The organism is Kitasatospora sp. NPDC007106 (assembly GCF_040634455.1).
GTDB lineage: Bacteria > Actinomycetota > Actinomycetes > Streptomycetales > Streptomycetaceae > Kitasatospora > Kitasatospora arboriphila.
Window position 1 is genome coordinate 1 of record NZ_JBEYFP010000445.1, and the last position, 4,920, is coordinate 4,920.

3 protein-coding genes and 1 pseudogene are annotated in these 4,920 nt (G+C 75.2%); all 4 read right to left on the bottom strand.

Annotated features, from left to right (window positions below; all coding sequences use genetic code 11):
- A partial coding sequence (locus ABZ641_RS25710) for a nucleic acid/nucleotide deaminase domain-containing protein (protein WP_359985306.1) occupies positions 1-721 on the bottom strand: 721 nt, incomplete at its 3' end.
- Between the two features lie 95 nt (positions 722-816).
- Entirely contained in the window at positions 817-2,712 is a 1,896-nt protein-coding gene (locus ABZ641_RS25715) for an ATP-binding protein (RefSeq protein WP_359985309.1), read from the bottom strand.
- Positions 2,713-2,792: 80 nt separating this feature from the next.
- A complete protein-coding gene (locus tag ABZ641_RS25720) occupies positions 2,793-3,395 on the bottom strand; it encodes an SUKH-4 family immunity protein (RefSeq protein ID WP_359985311.1) in 603 nt (200 codons plus the stop codon).
- Positions 3,396-3,406: 11 nt separating this feature from the next.
- Positions 3,407-4,920: pseudogene (locus tag ABZ641_RS25725) on the bottom strand (hypothetical protein); the annotation flags it as partial.

Here is a 4,920-nt window from a genome sequence, read left to right on the forward strand (position 1 = left end):
CCCGCTCCGGTCCGGCCGCGGCGGCGCTCCGCGGGAAGGGTGCCCGGTTGGGGCGCGGCGGCGCCGGACGGCCGGCCTCGCGGAACAGCTTCTCGGCGGCGTCGGCCAGGGCACGCACGCCGGCCGCGCGCCGGTCGAAGCGCGGGCCGTAGTCGTGGCCGTAGGAGAAGGTCGCGACGGGCAGTTCGGCGAGCAGGGTGGCGGCGCAGTAGCCGCCGGGCAGTTCACAGGGGCGCAGGTCGGTGTGGACGGCGAGCACGTCCTCCGGCCGCACGCCCCGGCTCTGCAGGATCCGCCATGTCTCGACCTCGGGGTGCGCGGCGCCGGGGGCGGACATCCGGAAGAGGCTCTGCTCCTCGCCGGCCGCGTCGCGGTAGGTGAGGACGGCGGTGGCGCCGGGCCCGGTGGCGAGCGGCCGGTCGGGGTCGTACGTGCCGGCGCCCAGGCTGTCGCGGTGGAGCTGCACGACCTCCTCGACCGGCACCGACGGCCAGGTGCTGAGCCTGCCGGTCTCCCGGTCGACGACCGCGCAGGAGGAGCCGATCTCCGCGGGCGGCCGCCGCTCGCCCGGGCCGGGCCTGTCGGCGGGCGGCTCCGGCTCGGCCCACACCACCCAGCCCAGGTCGAACTCGTGGACGCCGACGGTGCGCCACTGCTCCTCGGGCAGGTCGCCGTTGATCCACTGGTGGGCCGCCTCGACGGCCTGCGCGCGGGTCGTCACGCGGTCGCTCTCCTTCGGAACCTGGGCCTCGGGGCCCGGTGGTCAGTGGTCGGTGGTCGGTGGTCGGTGGTCGGTGGCCACGGTACTGCCCGGGGTCAGGCCGGGCCGGGCTGGCGGGGCAGCCCGGACGTGCCGGACGGGCGGGGCAGCCCGGACGTGCCGGGCAGGGTCAGCCGCAGGGCGCTCAGGCCGGCGGCGTCGGCGAGCAGCAGCAGGCCGTCCGGGGTGACGTCGGCACCGCCGAGCGGGCCCGCGGAGACGAAGATCCCGAGCGGTCCGCCGGCGTCCTCCCGCGGCCAGATCCGCACGTAGTCGGCGCCGGTGCTCAGCCGGACCGGACAGGCCGCCCGCTCCTCGTCGGTCGGCGGGACGAGCTGCTCCGGGGCCAGGTCGACCGACGCGCCGGTCGCGGCGTCGAAGACGCGCGCCTGCGGTTCGCCGCCGGGGAGGTACGCGGCCAGCAGCGCCGAGCCGTCCGGGCCGGTCGCGGCGGTGAGCGCGGCGACACCGGGCAGCGGCACCGTCCACTCGGTCCGCCACGGCAGGTCCTCGCCGAGCCCGGCCGCGGGCAGACCGTCCTGCCGCAGGGCGTGCTCCAGCAGGCCGGCGCGCAGCTGCGGGCCGAGCTCGTGGCGGGTGAACAGCGGTGCCACCCGCAGCCAGCTGCGGGCGAGCGGCGGGAGGCCGGGGCCGGCGGCCGCCAGGTGTTCGGCGGCGGCGCGCAGCCGGACCTGGTCGGTGTGCAGCAGGAAGCCCGGGTCGTCGAGGAGTTCGGGCAGCAGCCCGCCCTCCAGGGCGTGGCCGGCCAGCTGCTCGCGCAGGTACGGCAGCGCCCGCTCCCAGCGGCCGGCGCCCGTCCCGTCGTCGGCCGTCCCGCCGTCGATGCCCGTCCCGTCGACCGTGGCCGTCAGTGCGGCGGCGATCCGGCGCTGCGCCTCGCGGACGGCGCCGCCGAACCGCTCGCGGACCTCGGCGGCGACGGCGGGGTGGGCGATCCGCACGGCCGGGTGGTCGTCGTCGCCGGCCGGGGTGGTGAAGGGCAGCAGCAGGCGCTGCCCGGAGGCGAGCGCCGGGCCGAGGTCCTTGCCGGCGACGGCCGAGGCCAGCGGGCCCCACAGCGCGAGCGGCAGCGGCTCGCCGGGCGCGGCCAGGGCGAGCGGGGCGAGCAGCCGCCGCAGCGTCAACTCGTCCACTCCGCAGCGTTCGGCGTGCAGGTCGAGGGCCTCGCCGACGCCGGTCGGCGCGGGCAGCTCCGGCCCGTCCGGCACGGCGAGCAGGGACCAGGCGGCCAGCCGCAGGGTGAGCGGGCCGTCGGCGGCCCGGGCCAGCCGGTCGGCGGCGACGGTCGCGCCGAGGGTGTGCCGGGCCTGGAGCAGCAGCGCCTCGCGGTCCGCCCACGGCTCCTCGTCCAGGTCGAGGACAAGCAGGCGGTCGGCGGGCAACCGCTCGGCCAGCCAACGGGCCTGGGCGCGCGGCAGGTCGGCGAGCAGCCGAACCCCGGGCGAGGCGGCCAGCGGCAGCAGCACCTCCGCCGCGACCCGGGCGGCCTCCTCCTGCACGCGCAGCACGCCGGCGTCGTCGACGTCCGGGACGACCACCGGCAGCAGCGGTGTCCCCTCGTCGGCGGGCTCGGCCAGCAGCTCCAGCACCTCGGCCGTCCGGGTCACCTCCATGCCGAGGCCGTCGGCGACGGACCACAGCAGCTGGGTGGCCGTCAGCCCGCGGGCTCCGAAGACCAGGGGCGGGGGCAGCTCGGCGGACGGCACGGTGGCCGGGTCGAGCGCGTCCGTGTCGATCCGCTTGCGGTGGTCCGGGTCGCACAGCATGAGGAAGCCGGTGAGCAGCCGGGACCGGCCGCTGCCCGCCCGGCCGGTCAGCAGCACCGTCTTCGGAGCCGACGGCTCGCTGCCGTGCCAGCGCGCGAGTGCGCGCAGGGCGGCGGCCCTCCCGCCGAGGTGGGGGTGCGGCCGGTGGTTGGCGGCTGTGGTCACGGTTGGGGCTCCAGGGTGAGCGGGTCGTGCGGTGTGCGGCGGCCGTCGGACGGGCGTCGGACGGGGTGTCCGACGGGCCGTCAGTCCACGGGGAACTCGTCGAAGTACTCGTCGATGTACTCGAAGACCTCGGTCCACAGGTACGGGTGGGCCTCCAGCAGGCCCAGCTCGTCGAGCCGGGCGTCGAAGGCCTCGATGGCCTCGTCGCGGCCGATCTCGTCGACCAGTTCGACGGTCTGCGCCGCCAGGCCGAGGACGCGGACGAGCAGCGGCAGCGAGGACGTGTACCGGCCGCCGTAGCCGAGGCCGGCGTCCCAGCCGTCCGGCTTGAAGAGGTCGACCGCACCGCTCCCGGCGTCCAGCATGAAGGCCGTGTCGGTGTGGTCCATTACCTTGAAGCAGATGTCGGAGACCGCGTCGTCGCCCTTCGGCCGGGAGACCCCGTACAGCTCGTCCGGGTCCTGCGCCCACAGACCCTCCTCACGGAGGAACAGCGAGTCCAGGCCGATCCGCCCCACCTTGGCGCACGGCAGGCCGACCTCGGTGAGGAACGCCCGGGTCGGCTCGTGGGTGAGCGACTCCGGCAGCTGCTCCGCGGTCGGCCGCCAGACGCCGTCCGCGCCGAAGACCTGCTCCAGCCAGGCGGTGTCGGGGACGCCGCCCGGCGCGTCGTGCACGTTCATGTCCAGTCTCCTCAGGTGGCGGCCGGGGCCGGCGCGGCGGTGGTCGGCGGCTGGTTCAGCGCACCCGACTCGGCCATCTTCAGCCAGAGGTCGCCGATCCGGTTCAGGTACCGCTGATTGTCCTCCTCCAGCATCCGCTGCACGGTCTCCGCGTCGTGCTCGGCGCCCTCCTCCATCTCGCCCTTGCGGTAGCCGGTGGCGTAGGAGACGTTGACGCCGTCCATGCTCGGTTCCGTGAGGTAGACCGAGCAGTGGGCGTGCCCCTGGCCCTTTCCGCAGGGCTCGCGCTCGGTGTGCAGGGTGAGCGGCTGCCAGTCGTCCGTGCCGTCGCGCTCGTTGAGCCGGGTGAGCCAGCGTCCGATGTGCGGCTCGGAGTGCTCGGTCGTCACGTCCTTGCGGCTCGCCCCGTACGAGGAGTCGACGACGTACCGGGTGTCCGCGTCCGGGTCGTGGTCGGCGCCGTCGACCTCCATGTCGTTCTCGTCGCGGATCCTGGTGACCTCGACGACGGCGTAGTTCTTGCCGGAGAAGTCCGGCCGGTGGATGCCCTTGCCGACGGGCTTGAGCGTCGCGTCGAGCTCCTTCACCACCTGCTTGACCTGCTCCGGGGTGTACGTGTCCTGCCCCGGGTGCCGCTCCTCCAGGCGCTTGAGGATCAGGTGGTCCCGGACTCCGGTGATGTACTTCGCGTCGGGGGTCGTCTGGCCCTGCTGGTAGTTCTCCTGGGTCTTCGCCGAGGGGCTGGCCCAGAAGTTCTTCTTCCGGCGGGCCATCATGCCGCGGGTCGACTTGTCGTCGGCGCCCGCGTCGTTCTTGAGCTTGCCCTGCTCCTCCTCGCTGAAGTGCGACCGGTCGACGTCGTCGCGGTAGCGGTAGGGGTCCGCGACGCGCTCCGGGCTGGCACCGACGCCGTACCGCGTGTGGACGGCCGGGCTCAGGCGGCCGAGCACACCGACGACCGCGGCCTGCTCGTTGCGGTTGAGGTCGGCGAAGCCCGGCAGCCGCTCGCTGAGCTCCTTCTTGGTGAAGCCGACGCCCTGCGGGTCGTTCTTGTTCTGCTGGGCCGTCTCGTGCAGCAGGTTGGCGATGTTGTGGTTGTCGACGTGGCCGTCCAGGAACGCGAACGCCCGGTCCAGGGTGATCTGCCGGACATCGCGGTGGGGAGCGCCGTCCTCCGTGCTCCGCATGTCCCGCTGGAGGTTGTCGCCCTTCATCCCGTAGTGGGTGTGCTCGCGGTCCTGGGCGTCGTCGTAGTCCGCCGAACCACGGGGCCGGTCGGCCTCGGAGTCGTGCTCCGGGTCGTGGTCGGATTCGTGATCGGCGTCCGCCATCGACTCGTCGTCCGGGTGGTCCGGATCGTGGTCGACCTCCATGTCGTCCGGATGCTTGCCGGCGGGGTCGGCGGGACGGCGGTCGGAGTCGCCGGGGCGGTCGGCGGGGTCGGCGGGACGGCGGTCGGAGTCGCCGGGGCGGTCGGCGGGGTCGGCGGGACGGCGGTCGGAGTCGCCGGGGCGGTCGGCGGGGT